Consider the following 19,925-nt stretch of genomic DNA (forward strand, 5'->3'; position numbering starts at 1 on the left):
GTGTGGGCGGCCACCGGGCCAGCCCTGGAGTCCTACTCGGGTTGCTGGAGCGTACCCTGGCCTCCGCCCCCTGGCCCTGCGATCTGGGCGGCGCGCCGGGGGTGCGGCTGCGGGTGGCCCCGCAGTCTGTCACGCGGCCTCCGCAGATCGCCAATCCAGGCGGCCTCAGGCGGGCGGTGGCCGCGCTGGAGACCCATGAGGTCGTGGACCTGGCCGAGGCGATGGATGAGCTGATCAAGGCCGCCGTGGGCCACACCCTGCGCCTGTCCATGACGGTAGACCTGGACCGGGAGGGCGGGGTCTCGGAAGAGGCGTTGGCCGGGGTCAACGCGGTCTTGGGGAAGGTCAAGGCGGGGTGGGTGTTGCGCTAGCCTGGCTCGCGCCCTGCGAAGCGCGCGCCGCCGGCCGCATTGGTGAACACGACCCTGGGCGAGTTCATCTATGATGCCGCAACCTTCAAATAGGGGCGTAGCGCTAACGGAAACAACGGATCCTTGGTAATATCCAGAGTCGCCGGCTTGCCTCTGATCTTACCGTAATGTGAATTCAGGCCGGCGATACATAACATCCTGCCGGAAACGGTCCCGGAGATCCCCCCGGTGCCGGCGGCCACCGGACTGACCACGCCATCTTGTACCAAGGGGATGGCGGGGTTTTTTTGCGAGGCGATTTTCTGGTATTGCTTGATGTACTTGATTGTTTGCGGACCGCACATCCCGTCCATTGCCAGCGGTTGTTCACCCGGCGGCACATACTCGGCACTGCCTTCTCCGCATTCGGCCCGCACCCTCAGCAGAAACTGTACCAGCAACACATCGTCACGTTGATTCGGGGAGCCGACACCCACCGGACGTTCCACTGAATAAAAAAGGTGGCTGCGCGGGTTGTCATCGATCAGATACACTCGGGCCATCGGTTTCTCCACTGGGATTGGTGGTGGTCACGCCCTGCGCGGCGGACATTCACAGCGTCGCCGACGCCGACAGCTTACCCCAAGCGTCCTGCGAATGACAGGCTCGGTGGTCCGGCCTTCTCTATCCGGCCGAGGCCCACGCCGAACTGATCGGCGGCCGGTGACGGCGCGATTCCTGATCGGGGCCCTGGCCTCCGGGCATGAAGCGAAGCTTGGGGACGAGTAACCTTCGGCCGGCCTTGATCATAACTCCGGCCACACGCCCTTGCGCCAACCCGTCGCGGCCTGGGGGCCGCTCCTACGCCGTAGGAGCGGCCCCCAGGCCGCGACGGATGTCACCCGCGAGGTGGCCGGAATAATGATCAAGGCCCTGCCTGGTCTATTCAGTACCGAATGCGATCGAGGTCAGCCACATAATCCTGCGCGACCGCGAACGCCTCATCTCTGAGCAATTGCGTTTCCGGGACTTGTCGATCCTGGATCGGTTTGGAAATCTGTTGGTAAAACACGCGGTCGTCGAAGCCGACGGCGGCGGCGTCGGCGATGCTGAACCCATAGAAAACGCGATCGATGCCGGCCCAGTAGATGGCGCACAGGCACATGGGGCAGGGTTCGCCGGTGGTGTAGATGTCACAGCCCTTGAGGTCGAAGGTCCGCAATCGCCGACCGGCGTCGCGAATGGCCGTGATTTCACCATGTGCGGTCGGGTCGCAGCCGGAAAGGACCTGGTTCCACCCCTCCCCGACGATGACCCCGTCCTTGACGACCACGGCGCCGAAGGGCCCGCCATCGCCGGCCTTGACGCCTTGTCGGCTGAGTTCGATCGCCCGGCGCATGAAGGCTTCCGGCGACGCATGATGATCGGTGTTCGTCATTGCAGTCTTCCTCTGGTTGCGTGATCGATCGACACTCGGCTCCCTGGTTAATACCGCCAGGCGGCTCTGCTCGGACCATTGGCCTTGGGGTGCGCCGCCTGTACCTTGAGCGGCGGCGGTTGAACGAAGCGGCCTGAGCCTTGGCCACCGCCGCGGTGCGCGCGGCGCACCCTACGCGCACCGGGTCGGCCAATGATACAGGGGCCGAAATGTCGGGTTACGCTGCGCTAACCCGACCTGCGCCTGCGCCGCTAGCCGCGCCCGTGCGTTGCTGTCAGTGCATAGACCGCGTCGGGCCAGCGTACCGCGGTGACTCCTTGCAGGCCGGCCAGGATGCGCTCGGTCAGGGCGCTATCGACTTGGTGTCCGTTTCCGGGGGTGGGGGCGGCCGCAACCGGCGTCCGCAGGTTCCGGGCGATGGCCGTGAGGCCGTCTGAGACCCCGCGGGATTGGGCCAGGGCCTCATAAAGCGCGTCCTGGGAGAGGCAGTGGAGGAAGGCCGCCACCACTGCGCCCTCCGCGTCGGTCCCGCGATGACCGGGCGCGATGACCAGTTCAAGCCAATCCAGCACCGCGGTGCCCAGACCGATGCTGTGCAGGTCGGCGAAGGTCCGCGGCCAGCGCGCCCGGGGGGTGCGGCGCAACCAGGTGCAGAGGGCGAGCGGTGTCAGCCCCGGGGCTTCGTCGGCCGCTGCGGCACGGCTTGGGAGTGGGGAGGCCAGCGGGGGTGGGGGGGCTACCGGATCGTAGGGGGCTGACGGAGTCTCGGGGATCTCCAGATAGTCCAAATCGCCTTTTTCCACGTAGGGCGCTGCCCCCTGGGGGGCGGGCGACGACTCGGCGACGCTGAAACAGATGGCCTCATCGGGAGGCGGGGGGGCGCTCAGGTCGGCTTGTCGGCGCAGGAAGGCGGGGATGTCCACATAGGCCAGGTCGGACGACGGCTCGCAAAGGACCGTTGCACCCTCATCGACGCGGTCTCCCGCGCTTGGACGCGCCCAGCCGCTCCCCATCACCGATCCCGTTCCCCCCCAGCCGGCCGGGAGCATCTGTGTGACCTGGTGAAGCTCCGGCATCTGCGTCGGCGCCTCCCCCGCGGCCCGCGCCTGGACCAGCAGGAAATTGGTGCGGTCCGTGACCAATTGGTAGGCGACGGCCAACGCGATGGCCTGCGTCGCGGTCGTATCCGCCGCCGCCAGGGCCTGGATACGCGCCGCGGCGGCGACCCGCGCCAGGTCGGCGCCCGCGCCCGGTTGAGGTTCCTCGGGGGCCGGTCCCGCCGCAAAATCGGCGCGTGCGATCTCGGTCAGCGCGGCACCGGGTGCCGGTGCACCGAGCAGGCGGACCGCACCGACCGGTACCTGTCCCAGCCAGGCGAAGGCGTCGACGGTGTCTCCATCGAAGACGGCCGTCCCCAGGGGCGAAACCCACCCGGGCGTCACGCCCTCCGGCCAGACCAGGGTCAGGTCGGTCAGGCGCGGCGAGCGCAGGCGCGCGAACATCCGCAGCACGGCGGGCTCCACCGCCTCACCCGGGGCCACGAAGTCGCAGGCGCCGGCGGTCGCCTCGGCCAGGCGGCGCAGGTGGCCGGCCGCCGGGCTGGCGCCGATCCCGACGGCAAAGACCCGGTGGCCGGTCCCGCGGACCGCGGCGATGGTGTGCTCGATCGCCTCGATCTCCCCATCCGTGACCAGCAGCAGGTCGCTCGCCCCGCCGTGGGCCAGGGCGCAGGTGGACTCCAGGGCGCGCGCCATCTCGGTGCCGCCCAGGTCCGCCTCCAGGGCGCCGATCCAGCGTTGGGCCGCGAGGCGGGTCGTCTCGGTCAGGGTCCACAGGCCGCGGGAGCGATGCTCGACCTGGCTGCCGAAGCGCGACAGGCAGAAGCGGTCGGCCGCCCCCAACTGACCCAGGACCGCCTGCAGGGCGCGCCGGGCGGCGGCGATGCTGTCGCCCGCCATAGACCCGGAGCAGTCCACCAGGACCTTCACGGCCAGGGCGGTGCGGGCCGGCAGGCGCGGACAGAAGCTCGCCAGCACGACGACGGGGTCGTCCGCCGCCGGGTCCGGCGCCATCACCACGACGCCGGCCTGCGCGAGGCGGTCGACCACCAGCACGAAGTCCCGGTCCAGGGCGCCCTGCCGGGCCAGCGTGACGGTCAAGACCTCGCCCCCGGCGGTCCGGTCCAGGCCCACGGCGATCGGGTGGCTGGGGGAGGCGACCCGGGCGCGCGCCAGTTCGCCATGCAGACACAGGCGCAGGTCGAAGGGGTAGGCGGCCAGCGGGTCGAACGCCAAGGCCTGATGGGGCTGCAGGCCGCCGTCGCGTACCGGGTCCCCATAGCGCGGGGCGATCAGGGTCGGGATCAGCAGGCGCAGACCGCCCTGCTCGAAGGCAAGGACCTGCGCATAGCGCAGCGTCACCAGACAGGTCTCCCCGGCCAGCAGGTTGCCCAGGTTCAGGCTGTAGCTCCCGTCCGGGTTGCGCTCCAGCATGATCGCGGCCTGGCCGGCGCACAGGGCCTCCTCGTAGCGCGCCTCCGCCTGGCGCTTCTCGACCACGGACCCGGTCAGGCGCTGCCCGCCGAGGATGACCTCGACCCCCAGAAGGACGGCGCCGCAGGGCAGCGGGAAGCGGTAGACGACCTCGCTGTTGGTCGCGGCCGTATTGCGGAAGCGTTGCTCAACCGTCAGCGTCAGCAGCAGGCCCCGCAGGTCGCCGGCGGCGCGCACGCCCTCCAGCATCGCCGGCTCCCCGCCCCTGGTCTCCAAACGCGCGCACTGGTGCTGTTGCATCGTCTGCCTCTGCCTTACGGTTGTCGTTCTGTTTGCGGTGCCGCCCCCGGCGGCGGCGCGCTGACGGCGGCGAAGGCCGCCATTGCGCCCTTGACGAAGGCGCGCACCTGTTCGGGTGTCAGACCCACCCGAGCCGGGTCTATCACCACCTCGATCCCATCGGTAACGGCCAGGTGGCTGCATACCGTGACCGACCCCAGGCTCCGGGGCCGGGGCGGCACGGGCGGCGGCTCGCCGTGCAACAGGGCGCCGATCCGTTCCAGCGACACCCCCGCCGCCGTCCACTTCTTGAGCTGTCTCCCCGGCAAAGCCGGGGGATTTGCCGGATTGGTTAAGTGTGAGTTTGATCGGGGTCGGCTCACCGGTGACCCCATCGCCGTGCGCGGACCTTGAGCCCGACGGCAAACGCCAGCAGCGAGACGAGCCAAGGCTCGGGCTCCGGGACCAGGGTCAAGTTTTGTGTGGTGAGGGCGATGGGACCGGTGTCGCCGCCCAGATTGCCGATGCCGTTGAAGAGGCCCAGGTCGTTTGGGTCCAGCCCGAACCCCGGGGTGAAGGCGATGCTGTCGCCGTTCCTGGTGCCGCCGAGTTCCAGCCCGGCGAACAGGTCCGGCTCCGGGGTCAGGTTATCCCCATAGAACCAGGCCCCTTGCCCGGTGACATCGGCCAGGGTGAAGTTGGTGCCGTCGAAGCTGAAGTTGAAGGCGGTAAAGTCGGCGAGCCCGACAACGCCGCCATCCGCGTGGTCGCCGGTGCCCCAGACGACGGCGGCGGCATCGAAGGTGGCGCTGCCGCTGCCGTAAGGCCCGACGGCGATGGCGTAGGTCAGGAGCCGCGCCTGCGCCGGGCTGGCCAGGAGGGCGGACAGGGCGAGCGCGGCGACGAGGCGGTGGTGGTTCTGGGTGCGCATGGATCTGGTCTCCGGTGAAGGTGGGGTTGGCCCGGGTGAGGCGGACACGCACAGCCCCCGCGGTCCCGCGACCCGCGGGGGCTGATCGGTTGCGGCCTCAGAAGTGGAAGTTGGCCGGGACGCACAGGGTTGCGGCAGTGACCCCCGGGCCCTTCACCAGGGCATAGATGCCGGCGGCCAGACCCCCTGGGCCGTCCTTGTCCAGGAACAGGTAGGCCCCGCCGGTCACGCCCTGGCAGAGGATGCGGCCGGCCCCCAGCGGGTCGCTGCCAGTGTAGCCCAGGGACGAGAGGACTTGGTGCAGGTCCAACCGGTCTTCGCCCGGCGTGAAGTCATTGATCACGTCGCTGTCGGGATAGTAGCCCCAGACCACCGTATCCCGTCCGGGCCCCAGGGTGATGACCTGGCGCCCGGGGCTGGAGACGATGGTGTCGTCCCCGGCCCCGGCCTGGACGCTCAGGTTGTTGCGCTGGGTGACGATCCAGTCGGCCCCGCCGTCGCCGGTCACGGCCGCCGCGGCGGCGAGCGTCTGCTCGTAGGCCCCGATATCCACCGTGCCCTGCTGGACGCGCTGGTTGCCGCCGAGGTCGGTGGTCAGCCCGGCCGCCGCCGCGGCGGCATTGCTGCCGGCGTTGAGCGCGGCGGAGGCGGCGCTGCCCAGGTGCAGGTCACCATTGCCGGGGTCGACGAAGAGTGGGTCGGCGTCCCGATTGCCGCCGCCGTCGATCCCGGCGCTGCCGTTCCAGCCTGAGCCACCTGAACCGCGCACCAGGCTGTTGGCGAAGGAGACCCTGGCGCCAATGATATCGGCGAGCCGGACCTCGCTTGGCACGTTGCCCCAGAGGACGGAGTTGACCACCAGGACGTTGCCCTGCGCGTACAGCGCACCTCCGCTGTCGCTGGCGCTGTTGGCCCCGAGGCTGATGTGGGTCGCCCGAATGTTGCCGCCGGTCTGGAACAGGGCGCCGCCCCAACGAGCGGCATTGCCGGCAAAGACGCTGTTCCTCATCTGGAGGTCGCCCAGGGCATAAAGCGCTCCGCCAAACGAGGCGGCGCGGTTGCCAAGGAAGCGCATGTTGGACAACACCGGGGCGCCACCCGCGTCGGCAAGCCAACCGCCGCCTTCGCTGTCCGGGCCGAACTGATAACCCTCTATCACCATGCCTCTGGTCGCGTCGCCCCCGGTGATGACGAAGCCGTCCACCACCGTATGGTCGCTGACCGCCCAGGTCAGGACGACGTGGGTGCTGTTGGTCCCGACGATCTGATCGGCGCGCTCGTCGATCCAATTCCCATCGGTGTTGATGTCATCCTGCCCGATATCCCCGCTCAGGACCGTGCGGTTGCGATTCCAGTTGCGTTGCCCGAGCGCGGTCTCGTGACCGGCAAAGCCGCCCCAGACCTGGACCGCGGAGGGGATCTCGAAGGTTGCCGCCGGGTCGCCGGTGTCCGCGCCGCCGCGTTGGTCCGGGTAATAGACCCCCTTCGCCACCCACAGGTCATCCCCGGCCCGGGCGCTGTCGAGCGCGTCGCCGAGGCTTGCGAAGGCGTTGGCCCAATCGCTGCCGTCGCCGACACCGCCGCTCACGGCGGCATTCACATAGAGGCGCCGCTCGCAGACATCGCCGACCCGGTCGCCGTCGCTGTCGAGTTGATCCGGGTTGAAGATCGCCGGGCAGTTGTCCGTGGCGTCGGCGATTCCATCGTTGTCGTCGTCCAGGTCGGCGTGGTCGCCGATCCCGTCGCCGTCGGCGTCCGTCTGCTCGGTCGCATCGAACGGGAAGGCATCCTGGGCATCCGGCATGCCGTCGTTGTCGTCGTCCGGATCGCAGGCGTCGCCGTTCGCGTCCGTGTCATGGTTGGCCTGGTCCGCGTTGGGGTCGGTCGGGCAGTTGTCGATTGAATCGGCGACGCCGTCGCCGTCGCCATCGACCAATGGCTCGATCACCAGGGTGTAATCGCCCTCCGTCATGAGCGGGTAGGGCGGCGCGTCGGTCGCGCGAATGCGGAAGGTGTAGGTTCCCGCGGCGGTTGGCGTGCCCCTGAGCGCCCCGTCGCTCCCGAGTGTCAGGCCAGGGGGCAGGTCGCCGGCCATGACCGCGAAGGCGAGCGGCAACTGACGCCAGTAGTTCAACCGGAAGTCGAGCGCATAGGGCACCTGAGCCATCCCGGCCGGCAGGCAGCAGGCGGGGTCGATCACGAGCGGACGTCTATTGTTGCCCCAGCAGGCCAGGAAACCGTCGGTGCGGATGGCGCAACTGAAATTATCCTCATTGGCGCTGGCCTGGATGAAGGTGCCGGTGGGCGGTGTGGACTCGCCGTTGGCGTTGCTGCCCCAGCAGGCGAGGGTGCCGTCCGCGCGCACCCCGCAGGCATGCCAGACGCCCGAACTCGCCTGGCTGAAGGCGTCGGGTGGGGGCGTCGCCTGACCGTACTGGTTGACGCCCCAACAGGTGAGGGTGCCATCGGCACGCGCACCGCATCTGCCCCCCTGACCCACTTGGCTATAGATGCCGGCCGGGGGGGTCGACTCACCGTTAAAATTTTCTCCCCAGCAGGCCAGGGTCCCGTCCGTGCGCACCGCGCAGGTATGTCCGTCCCCCGCGCTCACCTGGCGGAAGGTACCGGCAGGGGGCGAGACCCTGCCGTAATTGCCGCTCCCCCAACAGGCGAGAGTCCAATCGGTGCGCACCGCGCAGGTGTGCCAAAAGCCCGCGCTGACCTGGCGGAAGGTGCCGGCAGGGGGCGAGGCCTCGCCGTAAAAATTCCTTCCCCAGCAGGCGAGGCTGCCGTCCGTACGCACCCCGCACCCGTGGTAGGCGCCCGTCGCGACCTGACGGAAGGTGCCGGTGGGGAATTGCATTTCGCCGAATATGTCTGTTCCGCCCCAGCAGCCAAGGGTGCCGTCGGGATTTGTCGCGCAATAGTACCGCCAGCGCGCATCGAGCAAGGCCGTCGCGATCTGCGGTACGCTCGGGTCGAGCGGGAAGGCGTCGACGCTGTCGTCGAAGCCGTCGTCGTCGTCGTCGAGGTCGGCCACGTTGCCGATGTCGTCATGGTCGGTGTCCACCTGCTCGGCGGGGTCGAGCGGCAAGGCATCCTCCGTATCGGGCGTGCCGTCGTTGTCGTCGTCGAGATCGGCGTGGTTACCGATGCCGTCGTGGTCGGTGTCCACCTGCTCGGCCGGGTCGAGCGGGAAGGCATCCTCGGCATCGGGGGTGCCGTCGCCGTCGTCGTCCAGGTCGGCGTGGTTACCGATGCCGTCGTGGTCGGTGTCCACCTGCTCGCCGGGGTCGAAGGGGAATGCATCCGCGACGTCTGGCGTGCCGTCGTTGTCGTCATCCGCGTCGCAGGCGTCGCCCTGGCCGTCGAAGTCGAAATCGGCCTGGTCGGGGTTCTGATCGGACGGACAGTTGTCGCTGATATCGGGAATGCCATCGCCGTCGCTGTCGTGGTCGATGACCAGGGTGTAGTCCACATCGGCCGCCAGCGGATAGGGCCGGAGGGCATCGCGAACGCGTACGGTAAAGGGATAGGTCCCCAACTCGTCGGCCACGCCGCTGAGCGCGCCGCCGTCCCTGAGCGTCACGCCCGGCGGCAAGGCGCCGGCGAGCATCGCGAAGGTATAGGGGCCGGTGCCGCCCATGACATCCAAGCGGACTTGGTAGGGGGCCTCGGCCACCCCGGCAGGCAGGCAACAAGCGGGAGGGGCGGCCACCAGGCGGGGAACCGGGGCAGGAGGACCGCCCCAGCAAAGCGGGAAGCTGTCGCTACGCAGGCCGCAGGTGGAATCCAAGCCCGCGCTCACCTCGCGGAAGATCCCGGTGGGTGGGTCAGCCTTGCCGTCGCCGTTGCGGTTCAGGCCCCAACACGCGAGCGTTCCATCGGTGCGCACCGCGCAGGTGTGGTGGGTGGCCGTGCTCACCTGGCTGAAGGTGCCCGCCGGGGGCGTGGCCTGACCATATCGCTTGTCGCCCCAGCAGACGATGGTTCCATCCACCCGCACCGCGCAGGTGTATATGGAGCCCGCGCTGACCTGGCGGAAGGTACCGCCGGGGGGCGTGGCCTCACCATAACTGTTGCCGCCCCAGCAGGCGAGGGTCCCGTCCGCGCGCAACCCGCAGGTGTGCGCAAGGCCCGCGCTTACCTGTCGGAAGATACCTGCGGGCGGGGTGGACTGGCCGACACGATTTTCTCCCCAGCAGGCGACAGTCCCATCCGTACGCAACGCGCAGGAGTGTATCCTGTTCGCGCTGACCTGGCTGAAGGTCCCGGGCGTGGGCGCGGGCGTGGGCTGTCCATCGGCGTTCAATCCCCAGCATGCGAGGGTCCCATCCGTGCGGACCGCGCAGGTGTGCGTGAAACCCGCGCTGACCTGGCGGAAGGTACCGGCGGGCGGTGTCGCCTGACCAAATCTGTTGTCGCCCCAGCAGACGAGGACGCCGTCGATGCGCACCGTGCAGGTGTGCATGTAGCCCGTGCTGAGTTGGCGGAAGATACCGGCAGGCGGGGATCCGGAACGGCTGCCTTGATCTCCCCAGCAGCCGAGTGTGCCATCGGAGCGCAGGGCACAGTTATGCCCATCGCTCGCGCTGACCTGGACGAAGGTGCCGGCCGGGGGCGTGGCCTGACCGTATTGGTTGTCTCCCCAACAGGCCAGGGTCCCGTCCGTGCGCAGCGCGCAGCTATGATCGCCGCCCGCGCTCACCTGGCGGAAGCTGCCCGTCGGGGGTGTGGCCTTGTCCGACCCGTTGTCGCCCCAGCACGTCAGACTCCCATCGGTGCTGACGGCACAGGCATGGGCGCTGCCGGCGCTCAACTGGCTGAAGGTCCCTGCCGGGGGTGTGGTCTGGCCCGAGCTGTCCGATCCCCAGCAGGCGAGGGTCCCATCGGTACGCACCGCGCAGGCATAGTCCAGGCCCGCGCTCACCTGGCTGAAGGTGCCCACGGGCGGTGCGGTCTGCCCCAGATCATTGTTTCCCCAGCAGGAGATGGTCCCGTCCATGCGCACCGCGCAGCTGTGCTGGAACCCCGCACTCACCTGGCTGAAGGAACCAACGGGGGGCGTGGCCTCGCCGGAATAGTTGAATCCCCAACAGGCGAGGGTCCCGTCGGTCGCTACCGCGCAGGTATGCCGAACGCCCGCGGACACCTGGCGGAAGCTGCCGACGGGGGCGGCGGGGGCCTGACCGTAGCTGTTCGATCCCCAGCACGCGAGGGTCCCGTCCGGACCCAGGGCACAGGTGTGAGTGGAGCCCGTCTCGATGAAGGTGCCTTCCACCTCGGGGGCCGCGGCGACCGCACCAGGGGCCAGCAGCAGACTGAACAGGAGCAGGCGTGCCATGGCACGCGGCAGCCGGTTCCCCACTGCCTGACTTGGCAGGGGGACCGAGGCGCCATCCCGACGGTCGCGGGGACTAGCCCCACCGCGGCCGTCGAACGACCGCCAGGCACTTGGCGCTCGGGAGACCTTGGCCCGCCCGGACCTGACCGGAGGCGCAACAACGTCTGTCAGAGATCGGCTGTTCATGTGCTCACCCCTGTCCTTTCGGTGACTGGCGGCTGCCGTGCTTTCCGCCTTCCCCTGGTCGCGCGCACGCAGTCGTGGCGTCACGACGCGCATTGGATCAGGACGTTGGTCCGGTCCTGGAGACCCGCCCAACTATCTACTGTATAAGGATAGTCCCGTCCGCATGGGAGTGCTAGGGTCCCTGCTTTCGGGGTCTCGAGCGCCCCTGCGGCTTGGACATCGCGGCCGACCGCGGCGCGCCAGCCAGTGCAACGTCCGTGCGGCATCCTGCCGGAATGACGAACGACTTGCCGAGTCCCGGCGCGGTGGCCTGACCGGGATCATGAGCAGGGCCCGCCTTGGCGCTACGGCTCATGTCGCCTCCTCGCCCGTCGGTCCGCTCAGGCGGCCGGCCGAAGGATCACCCGGTCCTGCGAGCGCGGGGGCCGCCGGCTTGCCGAGGCATTGCCCCAGCACCGCCCGCGAGCGCTGCGCGATGAAGTCCGGCGTCAGGCGCCGCTCGCTGAACAACAGGTTCTCGTGGGCCTCGGTATCCAGATACAACACATCGGCCGGTGCCGGGCTGAAGGGCCGGCGGGTGATGCGGGCGATGCGCCCGAGGTTTACGCCGCGACCGTCGTCGAGCAGGATCAGGTGCGGGGTGAGGCCGCGGACCGGGTCCGGGCGCGGGAATTCGATGATGCCGAGCAGCACGAAGGGGCGGTCGGTCAAGCGCACGGCCAACTGGACCTCGCTGTCGGCCAGCTCCGCGAGATAGATGGTCTCGCCGATGGCGGCGCGCAGCCGCTCGACCTGGCGGCTGTAGGCGGGGGAGGGCCAGAGTTCGTCGTTCACCGTGCCCCTCCGCCGGAGATGCGCCGCAGCACCCAGTCCAGGGCCCGGGTGCCGAGCACGCGGCGCAGGACGCCGAACAGGTGGGTGGGGAAGGTCACGTAATAGCGCGGGTGGGGGCGCCGGCTCTCCAGGGCGTGAATGAGCCGCTTCAGCACCGCCTCCGGCGGCAGGGTGAAGGGCAGGGCCGCGCCCTCCTTGGTGAGCCGCGCCTCGGCCTGGCGGTAGGCGTCCCGATGGACGCTGTGCTCGGTGTCGATGTGGGCCTTGAAGGCACGGTGGGCATTCTCCCGGAAGCGCGAGAGGATGGGGCCGGGTTCGATCAGGCAAACCGCGATGCCGCTGCCGGCCAGTTCCAGGCGTAGGGTGTCGGTCAGTCCCTCCAGCGCGAACTTGCTCGCCACATAGGCGCCCCGGTAGGGTAGGGCCATCAGGCCCAGGATGGAGCTGTTCTGGACGATGCGCCCGTACCCCTGACGGCGCATGATGGGGATGACCCGACAGGTGAGGTCGTGCCAGCCGAGCACGTTGGTCTCCAGTTGGGCGCGCAGGGCCGCCCGGGTCAGGTCCTCGACCGCGCCCGGCAGGCCGAAGGCGGCGTTGTTGAAGAGCGCGTCCAGGGTCCCGCCGGTGAGGTCGAGGGTCTGCGCCAGGGCCTGGGCGATCGAGTCCGGGTCGTCCAGATCCAGCCGCACCGCCGTCAGTCCCTCGCCCTGGAGCCGCATCACGTCTTCAGTCCGGCGGGCGGAGGCGATGACCCGCCAGCCGCGCCGGGCGAGCCCGTGGGCGCAGGTGTAGCCGATGCCGCTGGAGCAGCCGGTGATGAGCACCGAGCGCTCGGTGCCTGGGCGGAAATCGGCTTGGGGATCAGGCGGCGTCATGGGGTCCTCCGGTTGGCGGCGGGGCTGTTTCGCTGCATTTGGGCCCAAGGGCCGCGCCGGTGCAAGGGCGGGCCGGGGATCCGGGTGCGATCAGAACTGATGTGTTAACGTACATCTCGTAGGGTACGCGATGCGTACCCTACAGCTACCGAACGTTCCCACGGACCGGGCGTCGTTGTCGTGATCGTGGTCGGATCGTTCGATTACGACAACGACAACGACAGCGTACCCGGGATCTCGGTCACCACATCAGTTCTGATCGCACCCCCTGGGATCCCGAGAATTTGACTTCGGGGCGGAAATCCCTATAACTCCCGCCCGATCGAACACTGAGGAAGTTGCTATGCCCATCTACGAATACCGCTGCGAGCGTTGCGGCCACGAACTGGAGAAGCTCCAGAAGCTCGCCGATGACCCCCTGACCGAGTGCCCGGCCTGCGGCGAGCCGACCCTGAAAAAACTGATCTCCGCCGCCGGCTTCCGGCTCAAGGGCGGAGGCTGGTACGAGACCGATTTCAAGACCGGCGGGAAGAAGAACCTCCACGGCGACGGCGAGAAGGCCGGCGGCGGGGAGAAGTCCGGCGGCGGCACCGAGAAAAAGACGGAGACCGCCAAGCCGGCCGAAACCGCGGCCAAGCCGGCGGAGAAGAAGCCCGCCGCCAAACCGGACGCCGCCTGAGCGCCGGTAGGGGCGGCGGGCGTTGATCGCAGTTCCGGTCACCGGCGAACTTTTCGAGCCCACTCGGGGCAACCGGCAGGCAGTGGAGATGCCTGATGGAAATGGACAGGATTAACAGGATTTTTCAGGATTTACAGGATAGAACGCGATGTCGGACGGCATTCCGAGATCCTGTTAATCCTGCGAAATCCTGTTAATCCTGTCCAATTTCTCTCGGTTGGCGGCGGTCGTGGCCGGAACTGTGATCAAGGCCGGAGCGGCGCCCCGCCGCGACGATCCCCGCGCCGAGGTCCAGCCGCGGGGGCATACCACTTCCACGGGGTTTCGCTGGTTGATTGCTGCATCGCAACTTGCGCGACCCCCGGTAGCCCAGTATCTTGAACCGTTTTATCCGGTGCGCAGCAGCGCCCCGGAGCGGCCAACAAGGCGATCGGCTCATGCGTACGCACTACTGCGGTGAATTGAACAGCGCCCTGATCGGACAGGATGTGGTCCTGTGCGGTTGGGTGCATCGGCGGCGGGACCATGGCGGGGTCATCTTCGTCGACCTGCGCGACCGCGAGGGGCTGGTCCAGGTGGTCCTGGACCCGGACCGGGCGGAGGTCTTCGCCCTCGCCGAACAGGCGCGCAGCGAGTATGTGCTGCGCGTCGAGGGTCGGGTGCGCCCGCGGCCCGAGGGCACCGTCAACCCGGACCTGCCCACCGGTGAGGTGGAGGTCCTGGGCACGGGGCTGACGATCCTCAACGCGGCCGAGACCCCGCCCTTCCAGCTCGACACCCACTCCGCCGACACCTCCGAGGAGGTGCGCCTGCGCTATCGCTATATCGATCTGCGCCGCCCGGAGATGCAGGAGCGCCTGCGGGTGCGCAGCCGCGTCACGCGGGTCATGCGCAACTACCTGGACGATCATGGTTTTCTGGACATCGAGACGCCCATCCTCACCAAGTCGACCCCCGAGGGCGCGCGGGACTATCTGGTCCCCAGCCGCACCCACCCGGGTGAGTTCTTCGCGCTGCCCCAGTCGCCGCAGTTGTTCAAGCAGTTACTGATGATGTCGGGGATGGACCGCTACTACCAGGTCGCCCGCTGCTTCCGCGACGAGGACCTGCGGGCGGACCGCCAGCCGGAGTTCACCCAGCTCGATATCGAGGTCTCCTTCATGACCGAGGACGAGCTGATGGGCCTCATGGAAGAGATGATCCGGCGCCTCTTCAAGGAGGTCCTGGACACCGACCTGCCCGACCCCTTCCCGCGCCTGACCTATCAGGAGGCGATGCGCCGTTACGGCTCGGACAAGCCGGACCTGCGCATCCCGCTGGAACTGGTCGACGTGGGCGACCTGATGGTCGGGGTCGACTTCAAGGTCTTCGCCGGCCCGGCCCAGGACCCCAAGGGCCGGGTGGTGGCCCTGTGCCTGCCCAAGGGGTGCGACCTGTCGCGCAAGGAGATCGACGACTACACCAAGTTCGTCGGCATCTATGGGGCCAGGGGCCTGGCCTACATCAAGGTCAACGACTGGTCGACCAAGGGCGCCGAGGGGTTGCAGTCGCCGATCCTCAAGAACCTCAACGCCGCCGCCATCGACGGCATCATGGCCCGCACCGGGGCGGTGGACGGGGACCTGATCTTCTTCGGCGCCGACCAGGCGAGCGTGGTCAACGAGGCCATCGGAGCGCTCCGGGTGCGCCTGGGGCAGGATCGCGGGCTCATGGCGTCCGGCTGGCGGCCCCTGTGGGTGGTCGATTTCCCCATGTTCGAGCACGACGCGGCCAATAACCGCTGGGCGGCACTGCACCACCCCTTCACGGCCCCCAAGGAGGACCAGCTTGGACTCCTGGAGACGGACCCCGGCGCCTGCCTGTCGCGCGCCTATGACATGGTGCTCAACGGCAGCGAGATCGGCGGCGGCTCCATCCGTATCCATCGCGATGCGGTCCAGCGCCAGGTCTTCAGCCTGCTGAACATCTCCGAGCAGCAGGCGGAGGACCGCTTCGGCTTCCTGCTGCGCGCCCTGCGCTTCGGCTGCCCGCCCCACGGCGGGGTCGCCTTCGGGCTCGACCGGCTGGTGATGCTGATGACCGGGGCGGCCTCCATCCGCGACGTCATGGCCTTCCCCAAGACCCAGACCGCCGCCTGTCTGATGACCAGCGCCCCGTCCCCGGTGGACGAGGCCCAGCTCAAAGAGCTGGGGCTGCGCATCCGGGCGCGGGTCTGAGGGGGCGACCATGGCGCTGGAGATCGAGACGCGGGCGGACGGGCCGCCGGAGTCCCAACCGCAGCCCCCGGCGGGGGCCGCGGCGGACCCGGTGGCCGGGCTGGTGGACCCGGTCACCGCCGGGGCGGCCGAGCCCGGTGCCCGCACCCGCTTCAAACGCCCACAATCCGTCCTGGTGGTGATCTGCACCAGGGGCGGCGAGTTCCTGATGCTGCGGCGCACCCGCCCCGGCCAGTTTTGGCAATCGGTCACCGGCAGTCTCGGCCCGGGGGAGAGCCCGCGCCTGGCGGCGCTGCGCGAGATCCGCGAGGAGACCGGCCTCTGGGCCGGCTCCGCCCTGGTCGACCTGCGCCGCTCGGTCCTCTTCCCGATCATGCGCGCCTGGCGCGAGCGTTACGCCCCCAATGTGCGCTTCAACCGTGAATACTGGTTCGCCCTGGTGCTGGAGACGCGGCGCATCATCCGGCTCAATCCCGCCGAACACCTGGAGTACCGCTGGCTGCCGGGGCTGCGCGCCGCCAACCTGGCCAGCTCTTGGACCAATCGGGATGCCATCCTGGCGCTCTCCGGCGGGTGAGGTCCGCTGGGGATCGAGGGTCGTGTCGGCCTGATGAAAATTCGACAGGATTAACAGAATTTTTCAGGATTAACAGGATAATGAAGTCGCTTTTCAGCCTGTCTAAAATCCTGTTAATCCTGCGAAATCCTGTTAATCCTGTCCATTTCTTATTCCCCCGTGTCTGACCTGGTGAACGCCGATGGTTGATCACTGCCTTGCGGACGAATATCCCGATATCGTGATCGCCGGCTTCCCTAAGGCCGGCACCACGGCGCTCGCCACCCTGCTCTCCGGGCACCGCCAGGTCTCGCTGATGGAGCCCAAGGAGCCCCATCGCTTCTCCTGGGGGCTGGACCCGGACATCCCGGCGCGCGCCCGTGCCAATGGTCTGAACGCCGCGGACTACGGGGCCGCCATCGCCGCCGCCCGCCGCCGCGGGCGCCTGGTGATCGACGCCAGCACCAGCTACTGCCACCCCGCGGTCATCGCGGGTACGGCGCGCCGGTTGAAGGAGGCCAACCCGGGGCTCAAGGTCTTCCTGATGGTGCGCGACCCGGTGAAGCGTCTGGTCTCCGACTGGCGGATGCGCCGTGCCGAGGGCTGGGCGCGCCTGCGCCTGAGCGAGGAGGTGCGTGACAACCTCAAAGCCTTGGCTATTGCCGTCGGCGCCGCCGCTGACGATGATCTGGTCGAGCGCATGCAGTCCAGTCGCGACTGGCTGGGACCGGACCGCCCGCCCGATCGGGGCTCCATCAGCCTGATCGCCTGCGGCTTCTACGACCCCCTGGTCGAGGTCTATGCCCGCGAGTTCGGCGAGTCCCTGCTGGTTATCCCCCAAGAATCCCTACGTTCTGACCAGGGGCTGGTGCTAGGGCGCTGCTTCGCCTACCTGGGTCTCGCCCCCGAGCCGGTCGCCGGGGGGTCGGACGAGTTCAACGTCGGGGACCATCGCCTCGAGACCGGCGTTTCACGGCTGCTACGGCGCACCGGCATCGCCGGTTTGGCCCAGCGTCTGCTGCCCCATTCCCTGGTCGCCCGCGTCCGGCACGCCCTGACCCGCAAATCGGAACCGGGCCTCGACGACCTGGCGGGCAGCCCCGAGGGTGCGGTCATGGAGCGACTCTATGGTGTCCTGAGTGCCGCGACCGCGGCCCGCATGGAGCGCGAGTACGGCGTGCGCTGGGGCCCGCGCCGCCCGACCTGAAGTGTGGGGGCGGCATCCCGCGGCGACGGTGCCCCGGGAGAGGTCAGTTCGTGGTCGCGGCCGGCCTCCGCGGGCGGTTCGCCATCGGCTAGACTCCCTCCAGTCACCATCGGGAGATCACCCATGCAACCACAAACCGCCGAGATTGAACGGGTCATCGATGGCCTGGACCGCCGCGAGAAGCTCTACCTCATCGAGGTCCTGACCCGCGGCCTTCAGCGGGACCGGAGCGCGGCCACAACCGCCGAGCGCAAGGCGCAACTGGACGGCTTGCTGCAGGAACTGGATGCCCTGCCCAGTGAGGGCGCGGACGATGGCCTCTCCAACCGTGACCACGACGCCCTGCTCTACGGTCGGCGGCCGTGATCTTTGTCGACACCGGCGCCTGGTTCGCCGCCTTTGTGCCCAAGGACGCGGATCACTCGGCCGCGCGGGCCTGGCTGGCCGGCAATGAGGCGCCGCTCCTCACAACCGATTACGTCTTGGATGAGCTATTGACCCTGCTGCGTATGCGCGGCAAGTCTGATCCAACCCGGGCACCATGACGAAGCGGACACGGCATTCGAGGAGATAGTCGCGAGGCGCTCGGAACGCGGGGCGGATCTGTTGCGGGGTATTCGAGCTATCGTCAAGGACAATTTCGGTGCTGCCGTTGAGTCATTCGCGGCAGCCCTTTCCAGCGACCAAATGGGCGAGTTTCTGATTTACCGCGGGCGGGTTCTGCTTTTCCTGCGCCAAACCGCACGGCGGGGCCACGGAGACCGCCTGCTCAGGGCACTGACCGACCTCGGCATCGCCGGCACCCACTGGCCCCTGCAAGTCGCCTTCGACGCCTACCTGCACGGCGAGGCCCGGTTGAAGGATGTCAATCCGGAGGTCCGCGGGGCCGCCCGGCGCATCTATGATTGGCTCGACGCACCCAGGCGACAGGGGCGCGAGGCGCAGTAGGCGGCGCGGGTCTTGCTCATCGTCAAGGCGAGCGGCGCGCGGTCCGCACAGCGGACCCTACGGGAGCTGCCCCGTCGGGTCCGCTGTGCGAACCAATGAACTCGCTGTTTGGCGCATGGCCGAGACGGTGGTCAAGGCCGTGGTTCGCGATAGGTGCGCCGCGCCGCGCGCATTATCCACCCTGCCCGTTGGGCGCATGACGGGTTTCGCTGCGCTCTGCCATTTGGTCAAGCCGCAACGGCTACTGGGAGCGCCGCCTAGTGCGGCGCGGTCTCCGCTCAAGCCGCACCGCCGGGGTTGGCTGCGAGATCGCGCCGCACTGGGGTGCGGCGCTCCCAGGCCGGACCGGACGTGAGGCGTAACTCAATGGCAGTGCCGCTGTCCGCGGGCGCCTGCTAGGTTTCGCGGGGCTTGCACCCCGCCGCAGTGCCGCGGGGATACTCCTGAGCCTGGCGGAGGCCGCGCGCCTTGCTGCCCCGACCGGCGTCGGGCCGCACCGCGGCGCGGATCGACGCCCTTTTCCCGACTGCCCGCCTTGGGTATCCTGCACCCTGGTTGCAGTCCGGGCTCCAGGTGCTTGTAGGGGCGGCTCCGCTCGAACAGGTGGAGCGCCAGGTAGACCAGCAGGTCGGCGCGACGTGCGGCCTCGCTGGTCATTCCGGCCGACGGTGCTGCAACTCTGCTCTAATACGCAAACGTCGTGCTGCAGCGCACCCGGCATTCGGCACGGTCCTGGACCTTGTACCTGTTGAAAGACCTGCTGATCGCCTATCTGAACATCGACGAGGTGGCCTGATGCAAGACCTCAGATCGCTGAACCATACCGAGTTCGCACGCTGTCTGAACCAGACCTTTACCCTCGATCCGGGTGTCCCGGACGAGGTCCGGGCGATCCCGCTCGTGCTCATCGAGGTGACAGAATACGGCTCAGGTGCCGCGGGGCCGCACCGACGGCAGCCCTTCTGCGTCCTCTTCCGCGGTCCGGCGCTGCCCGTTCTGCCGCAGCGGACCTATGTCATTGACCACGAGAGCCTTGGCCGCCTGGAACTGTTTCTCGTCCCAGTTGGGCCGGACGGGCAAGGGATGCGCTATGAGGCCGTCTTCACCTGAGGCAGTCGGCGCATGAACTCGTAGGGGATGGCCTCGCCCGCGGCCACGAATCCGAGGCGCTCATAGAGCCGCCGGGCGGGATTGTGCCCCTCCACGTAGAGGGTCACCGGCAGCGCCGACTGGTCCGCCGCGCGCACCAGGTCCGCGAGCAGGGCGGTGCCGATACCCTGGCCGCGCGCCGCGGCGAGCAGCGCGATGTCCATCAGCCGCAGTTCCCCGGGGAGGCGGCAAGTGTAGAGGCGCCCGATCGGCTGCCCGTCGCGCAGGATCAGGTCGAAGTGCGCGTCCGGATAGTGCTGGTGGTAATGGGTGTGCTGGGCCTCGAACTGGGAACGCAGGAAGGCCGCCTTCTGCGCCTCGTCCCAGGCGGCGACCAGGGCCATCTCCGGCGCCCGGGAATCGGCATAGACCTGGTACAGGAACGCGAGATCCGCGGCCGTCGCCGGGCGCCGGGTGACAGGGGGTACCGAGCTCATG

18 protein-coding genes are annotated in these 19,925 nt (G+C 68.8%); 9 read left to right on the forward strand and 9 right to left on the reverse strand.

What is annotated here, in order from left to right; all coding sequences use genetic code 11:
* The first annotated feature begins 41 nt into the window (after positions 1-41).
* The gene (locus THSYN_RS05320; protein ID WP_100918215.1) at positions 42-371 is read left to right on the forward strand and encodes a hypothetical protein; all 330 of its coding nucleotides are present in this window, start codon (positions 42-44) and stop codon (positions 369-371) included.
* 68 nt (positions 372-439) lie between these two features.
* Here the strand turns inward: THSYN_RS05320 and THSYN_RS05325 are convergent, their stop codons facing one another.
* The 8 genes from THSYN_RS05325 to THSYN_RS05360 all read right to left on the reverse strand — a co-directional run bounded on the left by THSYN_RS05325 (position 440) and on the right by THSYN_RS05360 (position 12,732).
* Positions 440-904: a hypothetical protein gene (locus THSYN_RS05325; protein WP_157817469.1), complete on the reverse strand. Its 465-nt coding sequence runs from the start codon at positions 902-904 to the stop codon at positions 440-442.
* Positions 905-1,296: 392 nt separating this feature from the next.
* Entirely contained in the window at positions 1,297-1,788 is a 492-nt protein-coding gene (locus tag THSYN_RS05330) for a nucleoside deaminase (RefSeq protein WP_100918217.1), read from the reverse strand.
* A 251-nt stretch (positions 1,789-2,039) separates the two neighbouring features.
* Complete coding sequence (locus THSYN_RS05335; RefSeq protein ID WP_100918218.1) at positions 2,040-4,580, reverse strand: VIT domain-containing protein; 2,541 nt, start codon at positions 4,578-4,580, stop codon at positions 2,040-2,042.
* A 14-nt stretch (positions 4,581-4,594) separates the two neighbouring features.
* Entirely contained in the window at positions 4,595-4,888 is a 294-nt protein-coding gene (locus tag THSYN_RS05340; protein WP_216644681.1) for a hypothetical protein, read from the reverse strand.
* Positions 4,889-4,938: 50 nt separating this feature from the next.
* Positions 4,939-5,490, reverse strand: a complete 552-nt coding sequence (locus THSYN_RS05345; RefSeq protein ID WP_100918219.1) for a hypothetical protein — start codon at positions 5,488-5,490, stop codon at positions 4,939-4,941.
* A gap of 97 nt (positions 5,491-5,587) precedes the next feature.
* Positions 5,588-10,834 carry a thrombospondin type 3 repeat-containing protein gene (locus tag THSYN_RS35180; protein ID WP_216644682.1) on the reverse strand — a complete coding sequence of 1,749 codons (5,247 nt, stop codon included), beginning with the start codon at positions 10,832-10,834 and terminating at the stop codon, positions 5,588-5,590.
* Between the two features lie 537 nt (positions 10,835-11,371).
* Positions 11,372-11,854, reverse strand: coding sequence for a hypothetical protein (locus THSYN_RS05355; protein WP_100918221.1), 483 nt, complete (start codon positions 11,852-11,854; stop codon positions 11,372-11,374).
* On the reverse strand, positions 11,851-12,732 hold the full coding sequence (locus tag THSYN_RS05360; protein WP_100918222.1) for an SDR family oxidoreductase: 882 nt from the start codon (positions 12,730-12,732) through the stop codon (positions 11,851-11,853). The genes THSYN_RS05355 and THSYN_RS05360 overlap by 4 nt, the downstream gene beginning before the upstream one ends.
* A 343-nt stretch (positions 12,733-13,075) precedes the next feature.
* Here THSYN_RS05360 and THSYN_RS05365 point away from each other — a divergent pair, with 343 nt between their 5' ends.
* The 8 genes from THSYN_RS05365 to THSYN_RS05400 all read left to right on the forward strand — a co-directional run bounded on the left by THSYN_RS05365 (position 13,076) and on the right by THSYN_RS05400 (position 19,448).
* Complete coding sequence (locus THSYN_RS05365; protein WP_100918223.1) at positions 13,076-13,411, forward strand: FmdB family zinc ribbon protein; 336 nt, start codon at positions 13,076-13,078, stop codon at positions 13,409-13,411.
* Between the two features lie 437 nt (positions 13,412-13,848).
* The gene (aspS, locus tag THSYN_RS05370) at positions 13,849-15,627 is read left to right on the forward strand and encodes an aspartate--tRNA ligase (protein ID WP_100918224.1); all 1,779 of its coding nucleotides are present in this window, start codon (positions 13,849-13,851) and stop codon (positions 15,625-15,627) included.
* Between the two features lie 10 nt (positions 15,628-15,637).
* Positions 15,638-16,204 (forward strand): dihydroneopterin triphosphate diphosphatase, encoded by a 567-nt coding sequence (gene nudB, locus THSYN_RS05375; RefSeq protein WP_100918225.1) that lies wholly within the window; start codon positions 15,638-15,640, stop codon positions 16,202-16,204.
* Between the two features lie 181 nt (positions 16,205-16,385).
* Positions 16,386-17,390: a sulfotransferase domain-containing protein gene (locus tag THSYN_RS05380; RefSeq protein ID WP_100918226.1), complete on the forward strand. Its 1,005-nt coding sequence runs from the start codon at positions 16,386-16,388 to the stop codon at positions 17,388-17,390.
* Between the two features lie 123 nt (positions 17,391-17,513).
* The gene (locus tag THSYN_RS05385; RefSeq protein ID WP_100918227.1) at positions 17,514-17,756 is read left to right on the forward strand and encodes a hypothetical protein; all 243 of its coding nucleotides are present in this window, start codon (positions 17,514-17,516) and stop codon (positions 17,754-17,756) included.
* A complete protein-coding gene (locus tag THSYN_RS05390; protein ID WP_100918228.1) occupies positions 17,753-17,935 on the forward strand; it encodes a PIN domain-containing protein in 183 nt (60 codons plus the stop codon). The genes THSYN_RS05385 and THSYN_RS05390 overlap by 4 nt, the downstream gene beginning before the upstream one ends.
* Before the next feature lie 142 nt (positions 17,936-18,077).
* Complete coding sequence (locus THSYN_RS05395) at positions 18,078-18,338, forward strand: hypothetical protein (protein ID WP_100918229.1); 261 nt, start codon at positions 18,078-18,080, stop codon at positions 18,336-18,338.
* A 795-nt stretch (positions 18,339-19,133) separates the two neighbouring features.
* Positions 19,134-19,448 (forward strand): DUF6916 family protein, encoded by a 315-nt coding sequence (locus THSYN_RS05400; RefSeq protein ID WP_100918230.1) that lies wholly within the window; start codon positions 19,134-19,136, stop codon positions 19,446-19,448.
* Here the strand turns inward: THSYN_RS05400 and THSYN_RS05405 are convergent.
* The gene (locus THSYN_RS05405) at positions 19,427-19,924 is read right to left on the reverse strand and encodes a GNAT family N-acetyltransferase (RefSeq protein ID WP_100918231.1); all 498 of its coding nucleotides are present in this window, start codon (positions 19,922-19,924) and stop codon (positions 19,427-19,429) included. The genes THSYN_RS05400 and THSYN_RS05405 overlap by 22 nt on opposite strands.
* Between the last annotated feature and the right edge of the window lies 1 nt (position 19,925).

It is taken from the genome of Candidatus Thiodictyon syntrophicum, assembly GCF_002813775.1.
Taxonomy (GTDB): Bacteria; Pseudomonadota; Gammaproteobacteria; order Chromatiales; family Chromatiaceae; genus Thiodictyon; species Thiodictyon syntrophicum.

Excerpts from the sequence above, each read along its gene's own strand:
- THSYN_RS05330 (WP_100918217.1), bottom strand. The coding sequence starts at position 1,788 with ATGACGAACACCGATCATCATGCGTCGCCGGAAGCCTTCATGCGCCGG.
- THSYN_RS05335 (WP_100918218.1), bottom strand. The coding sequence starts at position 4,580 with ATGCAACAGCACCAGTGCGCGCGTTTGGAGACCAGGGGCGGGGAGCCG.
- THSYN_RS05345 (WP_100918219.1), bottom strand. The coding sequence starts at position 5,490 with ATGCGCACCCAGAACCACCACCGCCTCGTCGCCGCGCTCGCCCTGTCC.
- THSYN_RS35180 (WP_216644682.1), bottom strand. The coding sequence starts at position 10,834 with ATGGCACGCCTGCTCCTGTTCAGTCTGCTGCTGGCCCCTGGTGCGGTC.
- THSYN_RS05360 (WP_100918222.1), bottom strand. The coding sequence starts at position 12,732 with ATGACGCCGCCTGATCCCCAAGCCGATTTCCGCCCAGGCACCGAGCGC.
- THSYN_RS05365 (WP_100918223.1), top strand. The coding sequence starts at position 13,076 with ATGCCCATCTACGAATACCGCTGCGAGCGTTGCGGCCACGAACTGGAG.
- aspS (WP_100918224.1), top strand. The coding sequence starts at position 13,849 with ATGCGTACGCACTACTGCGGTGAATTGAACAGCGCCCTGATCGGACAG.
- nudB (WP_100918225.1), top strand. The coding sequence starts at position 15,638 with ATGGCGCTGGAGATCGAGACGCGGGCGGACGGGCCGCCGGAGTCCCAA.
- THSYN_RS05380 (WP_100918226.1), top strand. The coding sequence starts at position 16,386 with ATGGTTGATCACTGCCTTGCGGACGAATATCCCGATATCGTGATCGCC.
- THSYN_RS05385 (WP_100918227.1), top strand. The coding sequence starts at position 17,514 with ATGCAACCACAAACCGCCGAGATTGAACGGGTCATCGATGGCCTGGAC.
- THSYN_RS05395 (WP_100918229.1), top strand. The coding sequence starts at position 18,078 with ATGGGCGAGTTTCTGATTTACCGCGGGCGGGTTCTGCTTTTCCTGCGC.
- THSYN_RS05400 (WP_100918230.1), top strand. The coding sequence starts at position 19,134 with ATGCAAGACCTCAGATCGCTGAACCATACCGAGTTCGCACGCTGTCTG.
- THSYN_RS05405 (WP_100918231.1), bottom strand. The coding sequence starts at position 19,924 with ATGAGCTCGGTACCCCCTGTCACCCGGCGCCCGGCGACGGCCGCGGAT.